The sequence below is a fragment of the Azospirillum fermentarium genome (assembly GCF_025961205.1).
Taxonomy (GTDB): domain Bacteria; phylum Pseudomonadota; class Alphaproteobacteria; order Azospirillales; family Azospirillaceae; genus Azospirillum; species Azospirillum fermentarium.
On the sequence record NZ_JAOQNH010000001.1, the window covers coordinates 620,973 to 644,539 of the forward strand.

General features: G+C 68.7%; 23 protein-coding genes and 1 tRNA gene. 7 read left to right on the top strand and 17 right to left on the bottom strand.

Annotated elements, in window-relative coordinates; translation table 11 throughout:
• Positions 1-165: 165 nt before the first annotated feature.
• Positions 166-909, top strand: coding sequence for a hypothetical protein (locus tag M2352_RS02990; RefSeq protein WP_264663024.1), 744 nt, complete (start codon positions 166-168; stop codon positions 907-909).
• On the opposite strand, the gene M2352_RS02995 is transcribed toward M2352_RS02990, so the two are convergent.
• Positions 891-1,625, bottom strand: a complete 735-nt coding sequence (locus M2352_RS02995) for a response regulator transcription factor (protein ID WP_264663025.1) — start codon at positions 1,623-1,625, stop codon at positions 891-893. The two genes, M2352_RS02990 and M2352_RS02995, sit on opposite strands and share 19 nt — an antisense overlap.
• A gap of 338 nt (positions 1,626-1,963) precedes the next feature.
• Between M2352_RS02995 and ribA the strand changes: the two genes are divergently transcribed.
• The gene (ribA, locus tag M2352_RS03000; protein ID WP_264663026.1) at positions 1,964-3,109 is read left to right on the top strand and encodes a GTP cyclohydrolase II; all 1,146 of its coding nucleotides are present in this window, start codon (positions 1,964-1,966) and stop codon (positions 3,107-3,109) included.
• Between the two features lie 60 nt (positions 3,110-3,169).
• Here the strand turns inward: ribA and M2352_RS03005 are convergent, their stop codons facing one another.
• Entirely contained in the window at positions 3,170-4,654 is a 1,485-nt protein-coding gene (locus M2352_RS03005; RefSeq protein ID WP_264663027.1) for a methyl-accepting chemotaxis protein, read from the bottom strand.
• Between the two features lie 472 nt (positions 4,655-5,126).
• On the opposite strand from M2352_RS03005, the gene M2352_RS03010 reads away from it, so the two are divergent.
• Positions 5,127-5,318, top strand: a complete 192-nt coding sequence (locus M2352_RS03010) for a hypothetical protein (RefSeq protein ID WP_264663028.1) — start codon at positions 5,127-5,129, stop codon at positions 5,316-5,318.
• Positions 5,319-5,358: 40 nt separating this feature from the next.
• Here the strand turns inward: M2352_RS03010 and M2352_RS03015 are convergent, their stop codons facing one another.
• On the bottom strand, positions 5,359-6,843 hold the full coding sequence (locus M2352_RS03015) for a methyl-accepting chemotaxis protein (RefSeq protein WP_264663029.1): 1,485 nt from the start codon (positions 6,841-6,843) through the stop codon (positions 5,359-5,361).
• A gap of 377 nt (positions 6,844-7,220) precedes the next feature.
• Positions 7,221-7,412, bottom strand: coding sequence for a YgaP family membrane protein (locus M2352_RS03020; RefSeq protein ID WP_264663030.1), 192 nt, complete (start codon positions 7,410-7,412; stop codon positions 7,221-7,223).
• Between the two features lie 196 nt (positions 7,413-7,608).
• On the opposite strand from M2352_RS03020, the gene M2352_RS03025 reads away from it, so the two are divergent.
• On the top strand, positions 7,609-8,157 hold the full coding sequence (locus M2352_RS03025) for a hypothetical protein (protein WP_264663031.1): 549 nt from the start codon (positions 7,609-7,611) through the stop codon (positions 8,155-8,157).
• A gap of 133 nt (positions 8,158-8,290) precedes the next feature.
• The gene (locus M2352_RS03030; protein ID WP_264663032.1) at positions 8,291-9,067 is read left to right on the top strand and encodes an Hpt domain-containing protein; all 777 of its coding nucleotides are present in this window, start codon (positions 8,291-8,293) and stop codon (positions 9,065-9,067) included.
• A 73-nt stretch (positions 9,068-9,140) separates the two neighbouring features.
• On the opposite strand, the gene M2352_RS03035 is transcribed toward M2352_RS03030, so the two are convergent.
• Entirely contained in the window at positions 9,141-9,878 is a 738-nt protein-coding gene (locus tag M2352_RS03035) for an SDR family NAD(P)-dependent oxidoreductase (RefSeq protein ID WP_264663033.1), read from the bottom strand.
• Between the two features lie 127 nt (positions 9,879-10,005).
• Between M2352_RS03035 and M2352_RS03040 the strand changes: the two genes are divergently transcribed.
• A complete protein-coding gene (locus M2352_RS03040) occupies positions 10,006-10,719 on the top strand; it encodes a Crp/Fnr family transcriptional regulator (protein WP_264663034.1) in 714 nt (237 codons plus the stop codon).
• Between the two features lie 108 nt (positions 10,720-10,827).
• Positions 10,828-13,851, top strand: a complete 3,024-nt coding sequence (locus M2352_RS03045) for a response regulator (RefSeq protein ID WP_264663035.1) — start codon at positions 10,828-10,830, stop codon at positions 13,849-13,851.
• Between the two features lie 59 nt (positions 13,852-13,910).
• Here the strand turns inward: M2352_RS03045 and M2352_RS03050 are convergent, their stop codons facing one another.
• The 12 genes from M2352_RS03050 to mreC form a co-directional block, all read right to left on the bottom strand.
• A complete protein-coding gene (locus tag M2352_RS03050) occupies positions 13,911-14,234 on the bottom strand; it encodes a branched-chain amino acid transporter permease (protein WP_264663036.1) in 324 nt (107 codons plus the stop codon).
• 1 nt (position 14,235) lies between these two features.
• Entirely contained in the window at positions 14,236-14,937 is a 702-nt protein-coding gene (locus M2352_RS03055) for an AzlC family ABC transporter permease (protein ID WP_264663037.1), read from the bottom strand.
• A 70-nt stretch (positions 14,938-15,007) separates the two neighbouring features.
• Positions 15,008-15,850 carry an AraC family transcriptional regulator gene (locus tag M2352_RS03060; RefSeq protein WP_264663038.1) on the bottom strand — a complete coding sequence of 281 codons (843 nt, stop codon included), beginning with the start codon at positions 15,848-15,850 and terminating at the stop codon, positions 15,008-15,010.
• On the bottom strand, positions 15,847-16,620 hold the full coding sequence (locus M2352_RS03065) for a class I SAM-dependent methyltransferase (RefSeq protein WP_264663039.1): 774 nt from the start codon (positions 16,618-16,620) through the stop codon (positions 15,847-15,849). The genes M2352_RS03060 and M2352_RS03065 overlap by 4 nt, the downstream gene beginning before the upstream one ends.
• An 86-nt stretch (positions 16,621-16,706) precedes the next feature.
• Positions 16,707-17,393 (bottom strand): Crp/Fnr family transcriptional regulator, encoded by a 687-nt coding sequence (locus M2352_RS03070; protein ID WP_264663040.1) that lies wholly within the window; start codon positions 17,391-17,393, stop codon positions 16,707-16,709.
• A 19-nt stretch (positions 17,394-17,412) separates the two neighbouring features.
• A complete protein-coding gene (locus M2352_RS03075) occupies positions 17,413-18,177 on the bottom strand; it encodes an MOSC domain-containing protein (protein ID WP_264663041.1) in 765 nt (254 codons plus the stop codon).
• 122 nt (positions 18,178-18,299) lie between these two features.
• Positions 18,300-18,845, bottom strand: a complete 546-nt coding sequence (locus M2352_RS03080; protein ID WP_264663042.1) for an NUDIX domain-containing protein — start codon at positions 18,843-18,845, stop codon at positions 18,300-18,302.
• Between the two features lie 89 nt (positions 18,846-18,934).
• The gene (locus M2352_RS03085) at positions 18,935-19,672 is read right to left on the bottom strand and encodes a DNA alkylation repair protein (RefSeq protein ID WP_264663043.1); all 738 of its coding nucleotides are present in this window, start codon (positions 19,670-19,672) and stop codon (positions 18,935-18,937) included.
• A gap of 326 nt (positions 19,673-19,998) precedes the next feature.
• A tRNA-Lys gene (locus M2352_RS03090) sits at positions 19,999-20,074 on the bottom strand.
• 144 nt (positions 20,075-20,218) lie between these two features.
• On the bottom strand, positions 20,219-22,102 hold the full coding sequence (gene mrdA / locus M2352_RS03095; RefSeq protein ID WP_264663044.1) for a penicillin-binding protein 2: 1,884 nt from the start codon (positions 22,100-22,102) through the stop codon (positions 20,219-20,221).
• Between the two features lie 9 nt (positions 22,103-22,111).
• A complete protein-coding gene (gene mreD, locus M2352_RS03100; protein WP_264663045.1) occupies positions 22,112-22,624 on the bottom strand; it encodes a rod shape-determining protein MreD in 513 nt (170 codons plus the stop codon).
• Complete coding sequence (gene mreC / locus M2352_RS03105) at positions 22,621-23,499, bottom strand: rod shape-determining protein MreC (protein ID WP_264663046.1); 879 nt, start codon at positions 23,497-23,499, stop codon at positions 22,621-22,623. Before mreC ends, mreD begins: the two co-directional genes overlap by 4 nt.
• Between the last annotated feature and the right edge of the window lie 68 nt (positions 23,500-23,567).

The window sequence follows — 23,567 nt, forward strand, 5'->3', positions numbered from 1 at the left end:
AAGTCGAGTGAAAATCAAATGAGAGGCAATTGCCCGCAACCCAAACGTTTCTTCGGCAAAAGACAACTTGTGCGGCTGTTCTGGACGGCGATATGTGATACCGTCCCGCACGCTTTCCAGAACCCCCTCCCTCAGACGCCCCGCCGCGCAGGAACCCACCCACGGATGGACCCCGACAAGCTTGCCAAAGTGCTCGCCATGGCCGAGTCGGAGCATCAGGGCGAGGCCATGTCCGCCCTCAGGGCCGCCCGGATCATGCTGTCACGGGCCGGCCTGACCTTCCGCGATCTCGCCCTTGCCGCGGCCCGGCCGCCCGGTGACGCCGCCCCCCAGGCCCCCATCACCACCCCGCCGCCGTCCGCTCCCCCGGCCAAGCCGCCGCCCGCCGAACAGATGCTGCTGGGCCTGCGCCGGCAGGTCAGCGACCTGGAACGGGAAGTGGCGGTGCTGTCGCGCCAGTTGGACAAGGCGGTGACCGAGGCGGAAAAGCAGCGGGAAGAGGCCGACCGCTGGCGCAACCTGGCCCGCGAGACCGCGGAAAAGCTGTGGGATCTGGGCAAGGCGCTGGAACGGCGCAACATCCGCTACACCGCCGTCCAGAAACGCCGGGCGGTGCTGGAGCTGCTGCAGGATCCCGGCAGCGCCCTGCTGTCGGATCATGAAATCGCACGGCGGGTGGGAAGCTCGCCGCAGATGGTGTCGCACTGGCGCCGCCGGCTGGCCATCGTGGCGCGCAAGCTGCGGCTTCTGCCGGTCCAGCAGCGCGGGCGCGGCCTGTGGCAGCCGGGCGGGCTGCTGCAGCGGCGCACCCCCGACGACGGGCGCCAGCGCTGGATCGGCTATACCCCCACCCTGACCATCGCCGGACGGGGGCAGAAGGCGGTGCGGGATCAGGGAATCAGGCGGTAGCCGCCCGGTTCGGTCACCAGAATGGCGGCGTTGGCCGGGTCCGTCTCGATCTTCTGGCGCAGACGGTAGATGTGGGTTTCCAGGGTGTGGGTGGTGACCCCGGCGCTGTAGCCCCACACCTCCCCCAGCAATTCCTCCCGCCCCACCACGCCGGGGCCGGCATTCGGGCCCGGGCCGGTATTGGGTATGGAGCCGGTGGCGGCCCGGTGCAGATAGTCCAGGATCGCCGCTTCCTTTTCGGTCAGACGCACCCGCCGCCCGTCGTCCGCCGCCTCCAGCAGCTTGGCCGCCGGGCTGAAACGGTAGGGGCCGATGGTCACCGCCGCCTCCCCCTGGCGCCGGGCCGCCGCCTGTTGCAGCGTGCGCAGGCGGGTGACCAGGGTGCCCAGACGGAACGGGCGGACCAGGGTTTCGCTGGCCCCGGCCTCCAGCCCGGCCATGGCCCCGGCCTCGTCGCCGGCACGGACCAGCAGGATCACCGGCCCGTCCATGCCGGCGTCGCGCAGGCGGCGGCACAGGCCCGGCCCGTCCATGTCCGGCAGGGACGATCCCACCACCGCCGCCGCCGGCATGCGCACGGCCACCGCCGCCAGAGCCTCGGCCCCCGTTCCCGCCTCCACCGTCTCCACGGCGTCGAGAAGGGGGAGCTGCTCGGCCACCGACTGGCGCAGGGCCACGTCGTCATCGGCCAGAAGAATGCAGGGCAGAGCTGTCATGAGAGGAACATCGGTCATCGCAAAGCGGCGCACCCTAGCACGGGCAACCGGCTCTTGTCCTTCGCGGCGGTGGGCGCCCGCCCGCTCTGCCATCCGCGAAGAATCCAGGCACCACCCTTATCATTCCGCATGCGGAACATGATACCATCACACACCGCGCCCAAAGAACCGGCACCGGAACGACCACGGCGGCCGATCGTTGCGCCCACGGCAACGGTGCGGAGCGGGAAACGGCATGCTTGCGGTTTTGCATTTCCGCGCCGGGGGGGCTAGGGTTTCGGCTTGGTTTGTTCTGACCCCGCACCATCGCCCCGCCCTTCTCCTGCGCCCAAGCTGCCATGCCCGCCGAACCCCTGACTTCCGCTGCCCTTCCCCTTGACGATGCCGTTCTCCGGGCGGTGGACCGGGCGCTTGCCGCGCTGCGCCGGGGGGAGCCGGTGGCGATTCTGTCCGACGACGGCAAGCCCGCCGTGGCGCTCGGCATGGAATCCGTCACCCCCGACTCGGTCGCGGCGCTGACGGCGCTGGCCGGCGGCGGGGTGCCGGTGCTGGCGGTCACGCGGCGCCGGGCGCTGGTGCTGGGGCTGCCGGCGGCGGACAGCGGTGCGGTGGTTCTGTCCCAGAACGGCGGCATCGCCGTCGATACGGCCCTGGCCCTGGCCGACCCGGAAATGCTGAACGGCCCCGGCCTGCCCCCCGGCCTGTCGGCCACGCCGGCCCCGGTCGGCTGTGCCGCGGCAGCGGCGGTGGATCTGGCCAAGCTGGCACGGCTGCTGCCGGCGGCGGTTCTGGTGCCGGTGGCTCTGACCGGCGGGACGGCGGCGGAGTGGAGCGCGCGGCACGACGTGCTGACCGTCACCGCCCGCGACGTGGAGGATTACCGCGTCCATGTGGTGCGCAGCCTGCGGCGGGTGGCCGACGCGCGGGTGCCGCTCGACGGGGCGGAGGAAACGCGGGTGGTGGCCTTCCGCCCCGCCGACGGCGGGCCGGAGTATCTGGCCATCGTGATCGGTGAGCCGGACCCGGACCAGCCGGTGCTGGCGCGGCTGCATTCGGAATGCTTCACCGGCGATCTGCTGGGCAGCCTGCGCTGCGACTGCGGCGAGCAGTTGCGCGGCGCCATCCGCGAGATCTCCAACGTCGGCAGCGGCGTGCTGCTCTATCTGGCGCAGGAGGGGCGCGGGATCGGGCTGGTGAACAAGCTGCGCGCCTACCGCCTGCAGGACAGCGGTTTCGACACGGTGGACGCCAACGAACTCCTGGGCTTCGAAGCGGACGAGCGGGTCTATCTGCCGGCGGCGGAGATGCTGCGCCAACTGGGATACGGGCGGGTGCGGCTGATGACCAACAACCCGGAAAAGCTGCGCCAACTGGCCCGCTGCGGCATCGAGGTGGTGGAGCGCGTGCCGCACATCTTCGCGTCCAACGGCCACAACGCCGCCTATCTGCGCACCAAGGCCGAACGCAGCGGCCACATGTTCTGAAGCGGGCCGGGGGGCGCGTACGGCTCCCCACCCCCTTCCTTATCTCAGCGCGCCAGCATCTCAGCGCGCCAGCACCTGGGCCGCTTCCTTGGTCTTGGCGACGGCGCCGTTGGCCTGTTCCACCGCGGCGGAGATCTCGGCGATCCCGTGGGAGATGGTCTCGACCGCCCGCGAGGCGCTCTGCATGGAATGCGACATGGACAGGGTGACGGCGCTCTGCTCCTCCATGGCGCTGGCGGTGTCGGTGACGTAATCCTTCACCGTGTCGATGGAGGTGCGGATGCCGTCCAGGGCGCCGACCACGTTGCCGGCGATGGACTGCACCGCTTCGATCTCGCGGGAGATCTGTTCGGTGGCGGTGGCCGCCTGATTGGCGAGGTTCTTGACCTCGTTGGCGACGACGGCGAAGCCGCGGCCCGCCTCGCCCGCGCGGGCCGACTCGATGGTGGCGTTGAGCGCCAGCAGGTTGATCTGCCCGGCGATGCTCTGGATCAGCCCGACGATGCCGCCCATGGACTGGGCGGCATCGGCCAGCCGGCGGGTGGCCTCGCCCGCGGCTTCCGCCTGGGTAAAGGCGCTGTCGGAGGCTTCGCGCGACCGGTTCATGCTTTCGGTGATGGCGGCGACGGACGCGGCCAGTTCCTCCGCCGCGGTCGCCACCGACTGCACGTCGCCCGTGGTGTCCTGGGCCGCCGCGGCGGCGGCCCCCGCCTGCCGGCCGGATTGGGTGATGGCGGCGTCGATGTCGGCGAAGTTGACGTCGATCAGACGCTTCAGGTTGGCCAGCAGTTCGATGTTGCGGGTGATGTCGGTGGCGTACTTCACCACCTTGTACGGCGTGCCGTTCAGGTCGAGGATGGGGTTGTACGATCCCTCGATCCAGATTTCCCGCCCGCCCTTGGCGATCCGCTTGAACTGGCCCGCCTGATAGTCGCCGCGCCGCAGCGCATCCCAGAAATCCCGGTAGTCCCGGCTGTTGCGGGTGGCGTCATCAACGAACAGGCTGTGGTTCCGGCCCTGGATCTCGTCCAGCCGGTAACCGACCGCGTTCAGGAAATTGGCGTTGGCGGTCAGGATGGTGCCGTCCAGATCGAATTCGATCACCGCCTGCGACTTGTTGATGGCCGCCACCTGCCCCAGCAGGTCGGCGTATTCCTGTTTGCTCTTGGTCACGTCGGTGGCGTACTTCACCACCTTGTATGGCCTCCCGGCGGTGTCGAGGATGGGGTTGTACGAGGCTTCGAACCACATTTCCCGCCCGCCCTTGGCCAGCCGCTTGAACTGGCCCGTCTGGTAATCCCCGCGCCGCAAGGCCGCCCAGAAATCCCGGTATTCCGCAGACGCGGCAACAGCAGGCTCGACGAACATGGCATGCTTCTGGCGAACCACCTCGTCCAGACGGTAGCCCATCGCGTCGAGAAAGTTCTGGTTGGCGGTCAGGATGGTGCCATCCAGATCGAATTCGATCACAGCCTGGGATTTCTCCAGGGCGGCGAGCTTGGCGGCAAGATCAAGCCGATTCATCGGCGTGCGGAAAGGCCACATGGCGGATTCTTCCCTCCAATCAAATGGAAGACTTCGGGAGACCTTCCTGACGCGCGCCCGTATTCTAAATTGCTTACAAACCACCAAACACCAGACTTGTGCGCGCACAGACGTAACCAATAACAAATAATTTTGTTATCATCAATGGGATATTTATGAATTATCTTACGAAATTTATCTTACCTAGGTATCGCAGGCGCCATCCTGCAAGGAAACAAAAATACATCAATATTTTTGCATATTCACAAAACGATTATTGGCATGAAAAACAAAAACTTAAGATGCCATATTGTCTGGTTATATTTTTAATCATCCAAACGTTGTTTTAGGTAGCATTACTTCGTTTATTTGCTGATCTCGACACGATAAGCGATATCGTTTATTACCGAAACAACCGATTGCGCTATCGTTTTTAAAGAAAAAACCCCATCACCGATTGCACTGCCGGGGCGGGGCGGGGTAAGACCGCGGAATGCCGAAACCTCGCCTCTATGATGAAGACCTGTTCGTCCGCGCCCCAAAGGGGACGAAGGAGCGTATCGACCGCCTCCGTGGTGACGAGCGGCAGGGGGATTTCGTACGCCGCGTCCTGCTGGATGCCCTGGCCGACATCGAGGCCGGGCGCTGGGAACCGGCCACCGGGCCGAAGAAACCCATGAAATGACCGTCGAGACCACGGCATCACGCCGGAAAGACGCCGGGGCTTACCACGCCAGCACCTGCGCCGCTTGCTTGGTCTTATCCACAGCCCCATGGGCCTGCCCCACCGCGGCGGAGATGCCGGCGATCCCGCGGGAGATGGTGCCCACCGCCTGTGAGGCGTTCTGCATGGACAACGACATGGTGCGGGTGACCGCGCTTTGCTGTTCCATGGCGCTGGCGGTGTCGGTGACGTAATCCTTCACCGTGTCGATGGAGGTGCGGATGCCGTCCAGAGCACCGACCACGTTGCCGGCGATGGACTGCACCGCTTCGATCTGGCGGTCGATCTGTTCGGTGGCAGTGGCCGCCTGATTGGCGAGGTTCTTGACCTCGTTGGCGACGACGGCGAAGCCGCGGCCCGCTTCGCCCGCGCGGGCCGACTCGATGGTGGCGTTGAGCGCCAGCAGATTGATCTGCCCGGCGATGCTCTGGATCAGCCCGACGATGCCACCCATGGACTGGGTGGCATCGGCCAGCCGGCGGGTGGCCTCGCCCGCGGCTTCCGCCTGGGTGAAGGCGCTGTCGGAGGCTTCGCGCGACCGGTTCATGCTTTCGGTGATGGCGGCGATGGACGCGGCCAGTTCCTTCGCCGCGGCCGCCACCGACTGCACGTCGCCCGTGGTGTCCTGGGCCGCCACCGCCGCCGCCCCGGCTTGCCGGTTCGACAGGCCGATGGCGGCATCGATGGCGGCAAAGTTGACGTCGATCAGCCGTTTCAGGTTGGTCAGCAACGCAATGTTGTGGGTGATGTCGGTGGCATATTTCACCACCTTGTACGGCGTGCCGTTCAGGTCGAGGATGGGGTTGTAGGATCCCTCGATCCAGATGGTCCGTCCGCCCTTGGCGATCCGCTTGAACTGGCCCGCCTGATAGTCCCCGCGCCGCAACGCATCCCAGAAATCCCGGTAGTCCCGGCTGTTGCGGGTGGCGTCATCGACGAACAGGCTGTGGTTCCGGCCCTGGATCTCGTCCAGCCGGTAACCGACGGCGTTGAGGAAATTGGCGTTGGCGGTCAGGATGGTGCCGTCCAGCGCGAATTCGATCACCGCCTGCGACTTGTTGATGGCCGCCACCTGCCCCAGCAGGTCGGCGTGCTCCTGCTTGCTCCGGGTGATATCGGTGGCGAACTTCACCACCTTGTACGGCCGCCCGGCGGCGTCGAGGATGGGGTTGTACGAGGCCTGAAGCCACACCTCCCGCCCGCCTTTGGCCAGCCGCTTGAATTGATGGGACTGGTAATCCCCGCGCCGCAAGGCCGCCCAGAAATCCCGGTACGGCTGGGATTCCACCAGTTCGGGCGGGACGAACAGCGTGTGCCGGCGCCCCACGATCTCGTCCAGGGCATAGCCCATGACATCGAGAAAATTCTGGTTGGCCGTCAGGATCGTACCATCCAGATCGAACTCGATGATCGCCTGCGACGTGTCGAGGGCGGCGAGCTTGGCGGAGCGTTCACGCTGATGCGCGGAGGTACCGAATGGCCACATGATGAACCAAGACTCCAGACTGAACTAAACACCAAACAACTATATGAATTTTTATTTCAAAATTCAATGCCTCGTTCATATAAAAAAATATTGTTCGCTAGAATTACATAATAGAATGCTCTTTGTCATATTAAAATCTTGATGCGTTTAAATGTTACCCATGGAAGAAAGAAAATTCTGTAATTTTTTCTTAACAACTCCCATCAAGGACAAGTCAGTGCCCCAAAAAAGAAAGCCCCTTTCCGCAACAGCGGAAAGGGGCAGCCAGGTTTGATCGGCTGAAACGTCCAGGATCACACACGCGCCTTTGTACGCAGCCGCGGGCCCCCTGGATCACCGGCACCGAAAAAAATTCCGTACCGGCGTTTTGAACCGAATCAATCCCGCTTGACGGGGCAGGTCTTCAGTCCGAACGGCAGATAGGCCGGGCAGAACCCGATCACCGCCGTCAGCAGCGGCACCAGCCCGATCCACCCCCACGGGGTTTGGGGGCCGACGAAGACCAGGGCGATGAGAACCAGACCGACCACCGCGCGCAACGCACGGTCAACGCCACCGACATTCTGCATGGAAACGATTCCTTCCTGATCCTGATGGTCCGATGACGCCGGTATAGGGCTGTGGGCGGGGGCTGTCTGTGATCAGGTCACAGACGGGGGCACCCCGCTGCCCGGCGGGACGGAATGACGCAGGGTTGGGCTGGACACCCGGCTTCTCAACGATTACCTTAGAGGCTGTCACAGTCCGTTCTTTCCGAGGGGCGCCATGTACCGCGACAATTCGCTGATGCCGAAGGAGGCTGTGCGCCTTGCCGTGCTGGGCACGCTGTTTCACGGCGGCCCGCTGCGCTACGCCGACCTCGCCTCGTCGGTCCGCCATTTCCTCGACCGCATCATGGGTCCGTCGCTCGATCTGATGGGCACCTCGCTGGAAATGCTGCGCTACGAGGGGCTGATCGAGGCCCTGGACGGAACGGGGATGGAGGACAACGCGCTTCTGGGCGTGACCGCCGCCGGCCGGGTGGAGTTCGACACGCTGATGCGCGCCAACGTGCGGCTGCCCTCCACCGACGGGCTGAACAAGCTGGTGGTGGCGCTGAAGATGCGCTTCCTGCACCTGATGGACGATCCCGAGGTGCGCCGGGAGCAGGTGGACCAGCTCGTCATGCTGCACGAAACCGAACTGGCCCGGCTGGCCGACCTGAAGCGGCACCACGCCGGCGACGGCGGCCATCTGTCGGCGTGGCTCGATCACGACGTGGCCCAGGCCGAAGCCCGGCTGGCGTGGTTCTCGGACCTGCTGGACCGGCTCTGAGCACCCGGATAACGGGTGATTCCCGGTTCTTTTGCTTTTTTTGCCGCTGCGGCATGGCGTCGTTTGTTTCGCTTCCGGTATCTGGTGTAACGTGCTGACCCGTTGCGTTCACCTGTAACCGGAAAAGGCGTCCATGACCCGCTCTGCCTCCACCGAAGATCTTGAAGACCGCCTGCGCGTCGAATTCGTCGATGACGCCCGCGACCGCCTGCAGGTGATGTACGACGCCCTGGACGGGCTGGCCAAGGGAGAACGCAGCGAGGTCAGCGTCATCGGCGTCATCCGGCTGGAAACCCACAATTTCAAGGGCATGGGCACGTCCTTCGGCTTTCCCACGGTCAGCCTGATCGCCCACCGGCTCGAAGACTACCTGAACGGCCTGACCCGTCTGGGCGAGCGGGAAATCAGCGACATCCAGACCTTCCTCGACCGTACGTCGCAGGTGGTGGACCGCGCCGAACAGCCGGCCCTGGCCGAAACCAACCAGATCATCCGCGCGCTGCCCGTCCGCTACCGGTTCGAAGTGACCGACGTGGACATCCGCGACGTGGAAATCATGCTGGTCACCCCGTCCAAGGTGGTGGCGAAGAAGGTGGGGGGCGAACTGGCGGCCTGCGGCTTCCGCACGGTGACGGTCAGCGACCCCATCGAATCCATCAGCATCGCCGTGCGGGTGCCGCCCGACATGCTGATCGCGTCGCTGGTGATGGACGGGCTGTCGGGGCTGGACCTGATCCGCGGCCTGCGCGCCATGAGCATCACCAAGGACGTGCCCATGGCGCTGCTGACCTCCATGAGCCTGGACAACCCGGCCCTGAAGGAAATCCCGCAAGGGGTGGCAGTGATCCGCGTGGGCGAGCATTTCGGCGAGGACTTCGCCGGCGCCGTCACCCGCTTCAACCTGGGGTAAGCAACGCAACCCGGCTCACCAGCCCTCTCCCCCCGGCGGGGAGAGGGAGAACGCTCCGGTTTCCAGCACCCCCTCAGAACAGGTGCTGGCCGCCGGTGATGAACACCTCGGTGCCGGTGACATAGCCGGTGTCGGGGCCGCAGAAGGTGTAGATCACCGCCGCCACCTCTTCCGGCGTGCCCATGCGCTTCAGCGGGATGCGGGGGATCAGCACGTCGTATTCCGGGCCGGTCATGGCGGTTTCGATCTCGCCCGGCGCCACCGCGTTGACGCGCACGCCGATTTCCGCGAATTCCACCGCCATTTCCCGCGTCAGCGCCGACAGCGCCGCCTTGGACGTGGAATAGGCCGAGCCGGCGAAGGCGTGGACCGAATGGCCGGCGATGGAGGTCACGTTGACGATGGCCCCCTTGCCGCGGGCCAGCGGGGCGGCGAAACCGCGGGCCAGCACCAGCGGTGCGAAGAAATTCAGCTCGAACACCCGGTACCAGCCGGCGATGTCGCCGTTCAGGCAGCCCAGCCGCTCCTTGATCGGGGTCTTGGGCGAGACGCCGGCGTTGTTGATCAGCGCGTGCAGCGGGTTGCCGTCCAGCACCCGGTTCGCCTCCTCGATGAAGGCGGTGCGGCTGGCCGGGTCCGACAGGTCGGCGGTGATGTGGTGGGTCCAGTTGGGATCGCGGCGGCAGTGGGCCGGCACGTCCTCGCGCGAGCAGGAGATCACCCGCCAGCCCTCGGCGCTGAACCGCGCGACGGTGGCGTGTCCGATACCCCGGCTGGCGCCGGTCAGGATGACGGTCTTGCGATGCGGCATGGTGGGTTCATGCTAACCCGGACGTGACGCATACGCCAGCAGGCTCTTTGCATTTCCCCCCGCCCCCGGCCTATTCTGGCCCGCAGCCCCCGAAGCCCCCGGCCCGAAGCGATGGGAGAACAAGCCGATGACGCCCCCCATTCCCGGATTGCGGCCCCAGGACGCCGCCCTGCTGCGCGACAACGCGCTGTTCCAGCGGCTGAGCGACCGCGCGCTGGCCACGCTGGTGGCCACCGCCCAGGGGCGCACCGTCCCCCGCGGCACCACCCTGTTCGTGCAGGACGAGGCGGCGGACCGCTTCTTCGTGCTGCTGGACGGGTGGGTGAAGCTGTACCGGCTGACCCATGACGGGGGGGAAGCCGTGGTCAACATCGTCGCCCCCGGCGAGACCTTTGCCGAGGCGGCCATGTTCGCCAGCGGCCAGTTTCCCGTCTGCGCCGAGGCGGTGGCCGAATCCCGCGTGCTGACCATCACCGCCGAGGGCTTCGCCCGCTGCCTGCGCGAGGACGACGGCATCGCCTTTGCCATGCTGGGGTCGCTGTCGGTGCGGCTGCGCCATCTGGTGCAGCAGATCGAACAGCTTCAGGTGCAGCCCACCGCCCAGCGCGTCGGCTCGTTCCTGCTGCGCTTCTGCCCGCCGGGCGGCGGATCGGCCATGTTCGCCCTGCCCTTCGACAAGGCGCTGGTCGCCCGGCGTCTGGGGATGCAGCCGGAAACCTTTTCCCGCGCCCTGTCGAAACTGCGGGGCATCGGGGTGGAAACCCAGGGCGGCACCGTATCGGTGGCCGACCTGGACGAGCTGCGCCGTTTCTGCCAGGGCGACGGCGGCGAGCGGGGGTGACGGAAACGGCAGGAAGCGAAGGAGCCCTGCTGTTCAGCGTACGCGGGGTTGTGGTACTGTTGCGCGTTCCGATTCAATCATGCCGTATGGACCCGGCCGGAGGGGCGCGTGAGCGACGAGTTTCTGTTCGCCGATGAAGATCCGGGGCCGGAGACCGCCCCGGTCCCGGCGTCAGACACACCGCCCGACACCGCCGATCCCTGGCTGATCCTGATCGTCGATGACGATCCCGCCATCCACGCCACCACCAAGATGGTGCTGCGGGGATTCTCGTTCGAAGGGCGCCCGGCCCAGTTCCTGTCCGCCGCCACCGCGGCGGAGGCGCGCACCATCCTGGCCCAGCATCCCGGCATCGCCGTGGTGCTGCTGGACGTGGTGATGGAATCCGACGACGCCGGCCTGCGGCTGGTCCGCCACATCCGCAACGACATGCACAACCGGCGGGTCCGCATCATCCTGCGCACCGGCCAGCCGGGGCAGGCGCCCGAGCGGGACGTCATCCTCAACTACGACATCAACGACTACAAATCCAAGACCGAGCTGACGGCGCAGAAGCTGTTCACCTCCGTCGTCGCCGCCCTGCGCGGCTATCAGGACATCTCGGCCATCGAACAGCACCGCCAGGGGCTGGAGCGCATCCTGAACGCCTCCTCCGCCCTGCTCGACAAGCGCACGGTGGCGGCCTACATCGCCGGGGCGGCGGAACGGATCGAGGCGGTGTTCCCCGCCCTGACCGGCGCGCTCTTGTGCCTGCGCCCCCTGCCCGGCCCGGACGAGGACGGGATCGACCCCGACGATCCGCCCGTGCTGGCGCTCGGCGGCTGCGGCGCCTTCACCGGGCTGGACGGGCAGGTGGTGGGCCACGGCACCGAACCGGCGGTGCCCGCCGATCTGGCCGAACAGGTGACGGCGGCCCTGGCCGCGGTGCGCCACCGGTACGAGCGCGGCCACAGCATCCTGGCGTTCCGCTCCACCTCCAGCCGCCACGACGTGGCGTTCCTGCTCACCCACGCCCATCCCCCCAGCGAGGACGAGCGGCGGCTGCTGGAGGTGTTCTGCTCCAAGGTGGCGGTCGGCTTCGACAACGTGCACCTGTACGAGGAACTGGCCTCCCTCAACCGCACCCTGGAAAATCAGGTGGCGGAGCGCACCCGCGCCCTGGTGGACGCCACCCACGCGGCCGAGGCCGCGCGTGCCGAGGCGGAAGCGGCCAACCAGGCCAAATCCCTGTTCCTCGCCACCATGAGCCACGAGATCCGCACCCCCATGAACGGCGTTCAGGGGATGCTGGAGCTGCTGGAATACACCCCCCTCAGCGCCGAGCAGCGCGAACTGGTGACGGTGGTGCGCGATTCCGCCGGGTCGCTGCTGACCATCATCAACGACATCCTGGATTTCTCGAAGATCGAGGCCGGGCGGCTGGATCTGGAACGGGTGCCGGTGTCGCTGGCCCAGGTGGTGGAGGGAGTGGCCGACACCCTGGCGCCGGAAGCGCGCAAGAAGGATCTGGCCCTCATCACCTACATCGACCCCGACCTGCCGGCGGCGGTGATGGGCGACCCGGTGCGGCTGCGGCAGGTGCTGTTCAACATTGCCGGCAACGCGGTGAAGTTCACCGACGCCGGGGCGGTCAAGATCCGCGCGGAACTGATTGCCGCCGCCGGCGGGCGGGCGACGGTGGGGATCTCGGTGATCGACACCGGCATCGGCATCCCCCGCGACGTGCAGGCACGCCTGTTCCGCCCCTTCTCCCAGGCCGAAGCCTCCACCACCCGCCGGTTCGGCGGCACCGGGCTGGGGCTGTCCATCTGCCGCCGCATCGCCGAACTGCTGGGCGGCGAGATCGGGGTGGAGAGCGAACCGGGGCGCGGGTCCAGCTTCTGGTTCACCTTCACCGCCGATCTTGCGGACACCGCAGCCCCGGAGGCCGAGGCCGGGCTGCGGGGCCTGCGCCTGCTGGTGGTCGATCCCGAACCCGACGAGCGCCGCTTCCTCGCCCGCTACGCCGCGGCGGAAGGGGCCGCGGTGGAAGAGGTGGCCGACGCCCTGGACGCCGCCCGCCTGCTGGCGAACGGCCATCCCCCCGACGCGGTGATCGTGGCCGAAGAGGCCGACGTGGACGGGCTGCGCTGCGAACGCGCGCTGCTGGACGCCGGGCTGGTGATGGTGACGCCCCAGGTGGTTCCGTCGGACGTGGGCGGGGCGGCGGTGGTCACCCGCCCCGTGCGCCGCACCCAGCTTGTCCGCGCGGTGCAGGAAGCCACCGGCCGCCGCCAGCCGGAACCCCACGCCCCCTCCACCCCGCCCCGCACCAGCGCCGTCACCGCCGGCAGCCGCGCCCCCACCGTGGCGGAGGCCGAGGCCGCCGGGCGGCTGATCCTGGTGGCCGAGGACCATCCCACCAACCGTCAGGTGATCCTGCGCCAGCTGGCCCTGCTGGGCTTCGCCGCCGAGGTGGGCAACGACGGGCGCGAGGCGCTGGAGATGTGGCGCACCGGGCGCTATGCCCTGCTGCTCACCGATTGCCAGATGCCGGAACTGGACGGCTTCGCCCTGACCGCCGCCATCCGCGCGGAAGAGGCGGCCCCCGGCCCCCATACCCCCAGCGCCCATATCCCCATCATCGCCATCACCGCCAACGCCATGGAGGGCGAGGCGCAGAAGTGCCTGGCCGCCGGCATGGACGACAGCGTGTCCAAACCGGTGGAGATCAACCACCTCCGCCGCATCCTCGACCGCTACCTGCCGCCGCGCGGCTGCGCCCCGGCCCCGGTGGTGGTGCCGTCCCCGCCGCCCACCCCGGCGGACCCTCTCGACCTGGGGGCGCTGGCCGCGCTTTTCGACGGCGACGACGGGTTCATCGTCACGCTGGTGGGCGAATTCCTCACCTCCAACCGCGCCACCCAGACCCGGCTGGAAGCCGCCTTCGCCGCCCGCGACTGGGACGGCGTGCGGCAGGCGGGGCACAAGCTCGCCGGTTCATCCCGCACCATCGGCGCCCACGCCCTGGCCGAGGTGGGCGACGCCATCGAGCGGGCGGCGCTGGAGGGTGGGGACGAGGGGGTCGGGACGCTGGTGCTCCGGGCCGCGGAGGAGTTGCGGCGGATCGCGGCGTTTGTGGAAGAGGCGTGAGCGAAGGGCTGCCGGCCCTTCGCACATCCCGGCCAAGGGCCGACGGCCCTTGGAGCCCGTTACAGCAGGTTCTGGATCAGCATGCACACCGCCGTGCCGCCGCCGACGGAAACCAGAAGGTTTCTCACGGTCAGGTGGGCGGCAACCGTGACGGCGACGCCGGCAAGCTGGGCCAACTGCTCCACCAGGGGGGCCTGGGCGGCACCCCAGCCCAGATAGACGATCAGCACCGCCAGCACCGCCGGGGGAAACAGGTCGGCGAACATGCGGCGCAGGGTCGGATCGTTCAGGCGGTGGCCGATCAGGAAGGGCAGGAACCGGGCCGGTGCGGTCACCAGCGCCATCAGCAGGGCCGTGACGATGATCGTGCTGTCGATGGTCATGTCAGCCCGCCTTCCGGTTCAGCAACGCCACCGCCACAAGGGCCGCGGCCATGATCGGCAGCAGCGTGTTGGCGGTGCCGAACAGCGCCGCCCCCGCCGCCGCCGCCAGCCCGCCCACCAGCGCCGCCCGCCGGGTGACGCCGCTGCGCACCTGTTCCAGCAGCAGCACCACGAACAGCGCGGTCAGCGCGAAATCCAGCCCCTTGATCCCCGCCGGCACGTACCCGCCGGCCAGGGCGCCCAGCGCACAGCCGATGACCCAGTACGCCTGATTGAGCACCGCCACCCGCCACAGGATGCCGGGCAGCCGCACATCCTCCCGCCCCGGCCCGGCGGCGGCCAGCACGGCATAGGTCTCGTCGGTCAGGGCAAAGGCGAAATAGCCCTTGGCCGCCGTCCATCCGGGAAAACGGTCGAGGAACGCCAGACCATAGAGCGCGTGGCGGGCGTTCATGGTCAGCGTGGCCAGCGCGATCTCCAGCGGCCCCTGCCCCGCCGCCAGCATCGCCGCGGCCATGAACTGCGACGCCCCGGCATAGACCACCAGCCCCAAGAGCGGCGCCCCCAGCGGGTCCAGCCCCCGCTGCACCCACAGCACGCCGAACCCGATGCCGATGGGCACATAGCCCACCAGGATCGGCAGGCTGAGAACGAACGCCCGCCGCCACAGCGGCATGGGCAAATCCAGAGCGTGATCGGTCATGAACGGAATGGAGCAGATGTGGTGCATGGAAAGGGTGAGCCGGCGACTGTGCCCGCTTGGCCCCCGTCCCTCAACCCCCTTGATGCCGCATCACCGCGCGGGACAGGCGTCCGGGCGGCAGCCCGTAGCAGCGCTGGAACAGCCGCGTCATGTGCGCCTGATCGGCGAAGCCCGCCGCCGCCGCGGCATCGGCCACCCCCACCCCGGCCCTGAGCAGATCCCGCGCCCGCGCCAGCCGCATCTGCACCTGGAACGCATGGGGCGGCAGGCCGTAGGCCGCGCGGAACGCACGGAGCAGGCGGAACCGCCCCGCCCCCGTCGCTTCCTCCAGGTCGGCCAGGGTCACCGGCTCGGGCGCGCGGTCGGCCAGCACCGCCCGCACCAGCCTGGCCAGGCGGGTGTCGCCACGGCCGGGCGCCGCGCACCGCCCGCCCGCCGCGTGGCGGGCGATCAGGGCGCCCAGCGCCTCCGTCCCCAGCTCCTCGGCGCGCAGCGTCGGGCCTTCGGCGGCGAAGACGGTGAAGAAGGCGGCCAGACGGGCGGTGACGGCGGTATCCTCCACCACCCCGCTGGCGAAATCGGGGATGGCCCCCGGCGCGCGCCCCAGCCCGGAAGCCAGACCGGCCAGGGCGGGTGCGGGAATCTGCGCGGTCCAATAGCTCCACCCGGCCTCGTCCGCCTCGCCCGTGTGGATTTCGCCGGGGGCGGCCAGACAGACGGTGCCCGCCGGGGCCGCCAGCCGGGCGCGGCCATAGCGGAAGCGGTTGGTTCCCCGCGTCACCACCCCGACCGTGAAATCCTCGTGGAAATGGGGGGCGAAGCTGCGGCGGCGGTAATCGGCGCGCAGCACGTCGATGCCCCCGAACAGCCCGGCGGCCCGCCACACCCGCACCGATCCGGTCTCTCCGCTCATTCCGGCACCCGCCCCACCGCCCGGTAGAAGGTGTAGGTGGTCACCCCGTCCGGCCCCGACGACGCCGCGGCGAGATCGGCCAGCCCCTGGGCGTGTGCCGCCCCGTCCACCGCACCGGCCACCATGGGCACGATGATGCGCCGGGTGAACCCATCCCGCAACGCCGGTGCCCCGGCGTCGGCGAACACCGTGCGCGGCTCCACCCGCACATCGCTGAAACCGGCGGCGGTCAGCAGCCCGTGCAGCCGCCGCCCGATGTCGGGGTTGCCGCCCAGCCGCCGTTGCGCCGCCACCAGCGCATCCCACGCCGCCCGCCCCGCCGCGGTTTCCGGCACGGTGCGGAAGGAACCGTGGTCCCCCTCCACCACCGTCACCCTGCCGCCGGGCCGGACGGCGCGGCGCAGGACGCCCAGCGCCGCCGCCGGGTCGGCCAGATGCTCCAGCACGAAGCACACGAAACCGTGATCGAAGCCCGCGTCCGCCAGGGGGGCCGTGCGCAGGTCGCCGTGAATCCACGTCACCCGCGGCCCCGGACAGGCCGCCCGCGCCGCCGCAAGCTGGCCGGCGTCGATGTCGAGCGCCGTGATGCGGATGCCGGGATGGCGGGCCAGCAGCGCCGCCGTCTGGCGCCCGGTGCCGCACCCGGCCTCCAGCACATGGGTGCCGGGGGGAAAGGACAGGCCGTCGTGGATCAGGGCTTCCAGGATCGCCGCCTGATCGGCCAGCCGTTCCGCCTCCCGCCCCGAATAGCCGTGGACATAGCCGCTCATGCTTCCTCCGTCATCATGACGGGGGAAAGTGTGCCGCGGGGGCGCGGGGGCGGTCTTGAACGGAATTGCAGGTTGTCCGGCGCCGGTTACGGGCCGTGGCGCCCGTTCTCGGCCAGGGCGGCCAGCGCGCCGGCATCGCACACGGCGATGTGGCCGCGGGTCAGGGCCACCAGCCCGCGGCGCTCGAACTCCTTCAACTGGCGGCTGACCACCTCGCGCGCGGTGCCCAGTTCGGCGGCCAGGGCCTGATGGGTCATGTCCAGCCCACCCGCCGCACCGCCGCGGTCCAGCAGCAGCCGGGCCAGCCGCAGGTCGATGCGCCCGAACGCCACCTCCTCCACCAGCATCATCAGCCCGGTGAGCCGCGTGCCGAAGGAGGCGAAGACGAAATCGCGGAACACGGCGGAGCGGGCCAGCAGGGCGTGAAACGGCTGGGCGGCCACCGCCACCGCCTCCACATCCGACTCGGCGATGCCCTCGGCGCTGTAATCGGCCCGCGTCATCAGGCAGGCGGTGGTCAGGATGCAGGTCTCGCCCCGCGCCACCCGGTACAGCAGGATCTCCCGCCCGTTCTCCGACACCATCTGCACGCGGATGGCGCCGTCCAGCACCAGCATGAAATGCCGGCACAGGGCGCCGGGGGTGAACACCACTGTTCCACGGGAAACAACCATGCGCCGGGCCTGGGCGCGCAGAAGACCGAGCGCCTCCGGCTCCAGCGCCGTCAGCGGCGGAAAGGCCGCCAGCCAGCCGGTATCGTCCCCCGCCACCATGCTCCCCCCACCGCTCCGGTCAGGCGAGCGTCACCCCGTCGCCGGTGGCGATGGACCCGCCGGCCACCACACGGGCATAGACGCCGCAGTGGGCGTGACCATACCCGCGTTTGAGCGTCTGCACCACGTTCAGGTCACGCGCGCCGGTCTGGGGGTTGACCTCGGTCGCCGGGCAGCGGCCGATGGGGGCGGTGACCTCCAGCCGCGCATCGCCGATGCACAGCGTGCGGCCGATCCACGACCGTTCCCCCCACGCCGGCACGCCGTCCAGCCACAGGTTGGCGCGGAAGCGGTGAGGGTCCACCGGCTGTTTCGCCACCCGCTCGATGTCCTGCACGCTGGCGAGATTGAGGATGGACACCAGCGGCTCGCGGACATCGCTGAAGGCGAACGTCTCTCCCGCCTCCTGGATCCGCGGCACACCGGGGACCGAGCCGGCCATGTAGGCGGTGAAGAACTGTTCCACCAGTGTCCGGCCCATGGGCTGGTCCAGGCGCCCGCGGGACACCGGCTTGCCGTTGCGGCGGATCACCAGCATGTGGGTGTCGGGGTCGAAATCGGTGTGCAGCGCCGCCAGCCGTTCGTGACGGTCCAGCGCCAGGAAATCGGTCTTGGGACGCCACCCGCCCTCCTCCGGCAACCCGACCTCCGGCGTCAGGGTGCCCAGAAGCAAGGCGTAACGGCGGTCGAGCGGCAAGCCTCCGCCCACGGTCACGGTGGTCCGGGGCAGTTCTTGCGCGCTCAGCCCCTTCACGGGATAGCGCAGGATGTTGGCAACGTTCATGGTGGCACGGGTGAACAGATGGTTCTCTAACTGTCGTTCCCTTTCGGCCTATGTCAACAGGCCAAAGGGCGGTTTGTGTTTCGCAGTGGCAAAAAGCAACAAACCGCCGGGTTTCAACATCCCTACCACTCCTCCGCCCGCGGTGCACCCGCCAGTTCGCCAAGCCGGCGGCGGGTTCCCCGCGTGACGTCCGCCGGCAGGGCGGCCAGGGGGAAGAAGCGCGCCTCGACGATTTCCACCCCGTCGGCGGCGAGGGTTCCGCTCCATCCCTCGGCCACGAACACGCTCACATGGTCGCTGGCCCCGGCGGCGAAACGGGCATAGACACCCAGCAGACGGACGGGGCCGTCCACGCTCAGCCCCACCTCCTCCCGCACCTCGCGCCGCACGGCATCCGCCACGGTCTCGCCGCGGTTCACCCCACCGCCGGGCAGATGCCAGCCACCGATGTAGCTGTGGCGGATCAGCAGGATGCGCCGCGCGTCCTCCGGCCCGTCCAGGATGACGGCGCGCACCCCCATGGTCAGGGGCCGGGCGATGCGGTGCCACAGCGCCCGCCCGTGCCACGCCAGCCGCAACGCCAGCCACACCAGCCGCCGAATCCCCGCAACGGTCCGGGGTGCATCGGATCCGGCGGCGGGAGCCAGGGGGCTGCTGGTATCGGTCATGGGCGTGCCTCCGGTGGTGAGAACATCACGCCCCCAAGCTTACCCCCACGCCACCGGCCCGAGGAATGACGCAAAATGTGGGGAGGCCGCTACCCTTTGGACAGGGAACGCATCGCCCTTTGGATGATGCGGGCGGTGGCGGGGTTGCCGGCACCGTCCCAGCCGGCGCACACGGCCCGCACCCAATCGGGGGCGGTCTTGGCCGCATCGTTCAGCCAGTTGGCGACGGAATCCTGCACATAGCGCGCCGGATCGGCCCGCAGCGGCGCCAGCAGCACCAGACCGGGCGACGGGTCGCGCTTCAACGCGGCGCAATGCCCGCACCACACGCCGCGGGGCCGGGTGGCTTCCACCGCGAAGCGGCGGATGTTGGCGTCGGGATCAGCGGTCCACGGCACCAGGGCAGCGATGGCCGCACCGATGTCCTGCAGCACAAAGGGCCGCACCGCCAGCCACGCCCATTCCCGCACGCCGAAATGGGGATCGGCGGCAAAGCGCCGCTGGGCCGCCAGCCGCCGCTCCAGCGGCACCTCCCCCGCCTGCCCGACGGCGAAGGCCGCCCAGCCGCGCACGGTGTCGGACGGATGGGCGGCCAGCCGTTCCAGCGCGTCGGCGGGCACCGACGCGGCCAGAACCGCCCCCACCGCCGCCATCTGCCGGCTGATGCCCAGCGCCTTGGCGTCCGCCGCGGTGCGGACGACGGTCTCGTCCCCGGTCACCACGCGGGCCAGCGCCGCCTGATCCACCGCCAGACATTCGGCCAGCGTGCGCGCCTCGGCGGTGCCGGCGTTGAGGGCGGCCAGACGGTCGGGGGGTACGGCGGCCATGGAATCATCCTGACGGTTCCGGGAGCAAATGAGAACATATCAGGAAAACAGGCGGAGGGCAGCGGGAAAGCGGTACGGCAGGAGGCCGCGGATAGAGAGGCCGCGTTCTACGTCCGCCAGACACGATAACGCCAACCGGGGAGACAGGCCATGACCACGGGCGAAATGACCGAAAGCCAGTTTTCCAAGATGCGGCCTATGCCGCTCGCCAAGCGGGCCGCGGAATAGCGGCCCCGCACCAAGGGGTGGGCGGCGAACACCCAAGCAAAGCCCCGGGCCCGAAAAGGGAAAGGCCCCGGAAGCGGTAAGCTTCCAGGGCCTTAGAGTGGTGGGTGCACAAGGACTCGAACCTTGGGCCCGCTGATTAAGAGTCAGCTGCTCTACCAACTGAGCTATGCACCCACTTTTTTCACCGTTCGTTTCGGCTTGTTTCGCCGCCCCGTCCGGTGGAGGGGTGTATAATGGAGCCGGATCGGGCTGTCGATAGGAAAATGACGTGGCCGTGAATTTTTTTCGGCCCGGCCCGCCTTTTCCACCCACGCGGGTTCAGCCGCCCCGCTGCACACCACCGGGTGCGGGGATGTTGGCGACAGTGGCGCGGCCGGGGTCGCGCTTCTGGCATTCCAGCAGGATGTCGCGGGCGATGGGGCCGGCCACGGTCGAGCCGCCGCCGCCATGCTCCACCAGCACCGAACAGGCGTAGCGCGGCGCGTGCAGCGGGGCATAGGCGACGAACAGCGCGTGGTCGCGCTCCCGCCACGGCAGATCCTCGTTCTTCTTCACGCCGGTGCTGCGCTCGGCCATGGTGATGCGGCGGACCTGGGCGGTGCCGGTCTTGCCGGCCATCTCGAACCCCGGCTCCATGATGCGGGCCTTGTAGGCGGTGCCGATGGGGTTGTTGACCACCTCGGCCATGCCGCGCAGGACCAGATCCAGGTTCTCCTTCTTCACCCCCACCGGCGGCCAGCTCGTCTGCTCCGTCGCCATCCCCTTGATCTGCTTGGTCAGGTGCGGCTTGACGCTGTAGCCGCCGTTGGCCAGCCGGGCCGTCATCACCGCCAATTGCAGCGGCGTCGTCAGCACATAGCCCTGGCCGATGGAGGCCACCAGCGTTTCCCCCTGCTGCCAGGAGGCGCCCAAGGCCGCCTGCTTCCATTCGCGGGTGGGGATCAGGCCGGGGCGCTCGTGGGGCAGGTCCAGGCCCAGCGACTTGCCCAGCCCGAAGCGGTTGGCGATTTCGGCGATGCGGTCCGGCCCCAGCCGCCGGGCCAGATCGTAGAAGTAGGTGTCGCAGGAATGGCGCAGCGCCCCCACCACGTCCAGCGTGCCGTGCCCCCCCTTCTTCCAGCAATGGAAGCGGTGGTCGCCCAGATCCATGTAGCCGGGGCAGAACACGGTGTGGCGGCTGTTGATCAGGCCCGACTCCAGGGCCGCCAGCGCCACCACCATCTTGTAGGTCGATCCCGGCGCGTACTGCCCCGCCACCGCCTTGTTGGACAGGGGCGTGGTGGGGTTGGACAGCAGATCCTCCCACAATTCCGCGCTGATGCCGGTGGCGAACTGGTTGGGGTCGTAGGACGGGTGGGAGCACAGGGCATAGATGCCGCCGGTGTTGACGTCCATCACCACGCACGCCGCGCTCTTCTCCTCCGACAGGCGGTGCTGGACGAAGCGCTGCAGGCCGATGTCCAGGGTGAGCTGCACCTCGCGGCCCGGCTGCCCCTCGTCGCGGGACAACTCGCGGATCACGCGGCCCACGGCGTTGACCTCCAGCTGGCTGGTGCCGGCGACGCCGCGCAGGGCCTTTTCGTGATACTTCTCCATCCCGCTCTTGCCGATGCGGAATCCCGGCAGCGACAGCACCGGGTCGCCGTGGGCCAGTTCGGCTTCCGACACCGCCCCCACATAGCCCAGGATGTGGGCGGTGGCGTCGGCCTCGGGGTACAGGCGGCTTTCGCCCACCTCGATGGCGACACCGGGCAGATCGGGGGTGTTGATCTCGATGGTGGCGACCTGCTCCCAGGTCAGGTTCTCGCGCACGGTGACGGGGACGAAGCGGCGCTTGCGGTGGATCTCGCGCATCACGCGCCGCCGGTCGGCGTCGGTCAGCGGCACGATCTGGGAGATCTTGTCCAGCGTGTCGTTCAGGTTCCGCGACCGTTCGGCCACCAGCACCACGCGGTAGTTCTGCTGGTTCACCGCCAGCGGCACGCCGAAACGGTCCACGATGGGGCCGCGCGACGGCGCCACCAGCCGCAGGCTGATGCGGTTCTCTTCCGCCTGCATGGTGTATTTCTGGGATTCCACCACCTGAAGATAATAGAGCCGCCCCGCCAGCGTGGACAGCAGCCCCAGCTTCATCCCCCCCAGGACCAGCATCCGGCGGGTGAGCAGACGGTAACGGTCCGTATCGCGGTCGCCGGGGATCATGACTGTGCCCTACCCTTGCAGAAACGCCCTGTGAATGCGGATGAACACCCAGGCGAACAGCGGAAACACCGCCAGGGTCAGCAGGGCCTGAAAGAACAATGCCCGAAACGGCATCAATGTGGTGTTGAGCGCGCAGAACACCAGCCATTCGGTGAACGCGGCCCCGAACACCACCATGGCGAACCCCACCCACATCAGCAGGAAGGTGCTGGCCAGGAAGAAGCGGCGCTGGCTCAGCACCGTTCCCTGCACCAGCACCAGGATCAGCCCGTGCAGCCCCAGGGGCGCCCCCGACAGCAGATCCTGCAGCACCCCGATGGCGAACACCGCACTGGGCCGCAGCAGGTCGGGGCGGTGGATCGACCAGTAATAAACGGCCATCAGCGTCAGCGACGGCGCCACCTCGGCGAACGACGGCAGGCGCAGCGGCACCATGCCCAGCAGCCCCAGCATGACGGTGATGGCAAAGGGGGTGAGATTCCGTCCGGCCTTGTCGATGCGCTGCCAGAAGGTCAGGGTCATTTGCTCTCGCGCGGGGCGGCGTCACCCTCGCCCAGCGGGCCGCCGGTGCCATAGTCGATCAGCCGCAGGTGTTCCACCCGCGACAGGTCGGCCAGGGGCTGCACCTTCACCCCCCGCTCGCCCGAGGACGCCACCACCCCGATGGGGATGCCGGCGGGAAACACCCCGCCGTGGCCGGAGGTGACCACCCGCTCGCCCACCGTCACCGGCGCTTCCGGCGGCAGGTACAAAAGCTTGGGCTGGTCGGAATTGTCGCCGGCCAGCACGGCGCGCTGGCGCGACTGTTCCAGCGTGACCGGGATGCGGGCGTTGAGGTCGGTGATGAGCAGCACGCGGGACGACCACTCGCCCACCTCCACCACCCGGCCCACCATGCCGTTGCCGGCCACCGCGGCCTGCCCCTTCTTCACCCCGTCGCGGCGGCCGGCGGTGACCACCACGGTGCGGTAGAACGAGCCGCCGGGGGCGGCGATGACGCGGGCGGTGATGGCCGAGGCCGGCGGTTCGGGGGTGAAGCGCAGCAGCGCGTGCAGGCTGGCGTTCTCCGCCTCCAGCCGCAGGGCCGCCTGATGCCATTGCATCAACCGGGCGTTCTCCGCCTTCAGCCGCTGGTTTTCCTCGTAGACGTTCTGGTGGTCGGCCACCGCCTCCACCACCCGCGCGGCGGTGGCCGCCGGGCGGGACAGGGCGTCGAGGATGGGTGCGAAAGCATCGGTCACCCGTGCACGCACATCGTCCACCACCGGCGCCTCCACCTTGCCCACCATCATCAGGGCGACGGAGGCAAGCGCCAGAAGCAGGAACGTGAAACGCTGCGCCAGGGCTCGCAACGGGGCGGCCAGACGGACAACGGATCCGGAGGTTCGTGACTTCACAGGAACATCCCGTGCAGGAACACCAGCGGCCCCCCGCCTCGCGGCGCGGGAAAGAGAAGTGGGGACAC